Below are 247 nucleotides of genomic sequence, written 5' to 3' on the forward strand. Positions count from 1 at the left end.
CACTACATTTTTGGCCTTATAATTTCCTTTTGTAGTTTCAATTTCAAAGAGGTCATTGTTTTTAGAAACATGCAAAACTTTCTCATACAAATGAATATTCAAATTCTTTTGTCGGGCAATTCCCTGATAATACTCCAGGGCGTCCTGTCTTCCAGGTTTTGGAGCCGTAGAAATAAAGGGAACTCCATCAATTTCCAGTTTCTCAGCTGTTGAAAAGAAACGCATATATAAAGGATAATGATACAAT

General features: G+C 34.8%; 1 protein-coding gene. It reads right to left on the reverse strand.

Annotation, left to right across the window (positions count from 1 at the left end):
- Window positions 1-247, reverse strand: a 247-nt coding sequence (locus SB679_RS25705) for an NAD(P)-binding domain-containing protein (protein WP_410705201.1), incomplete at both ends; no start/stop codon positions are given.

It is taken from the genome of Chryseobacterium sp. SIMBA_029, assembly GCF_046535275.1.
In the GTDB taxonomy this organism is placed as follows: domain Bacteria; phylum Bacteroidota; class Bacteroidia; order Flavobacteriales; family Weeksellaceae; genus Chryseobacterium.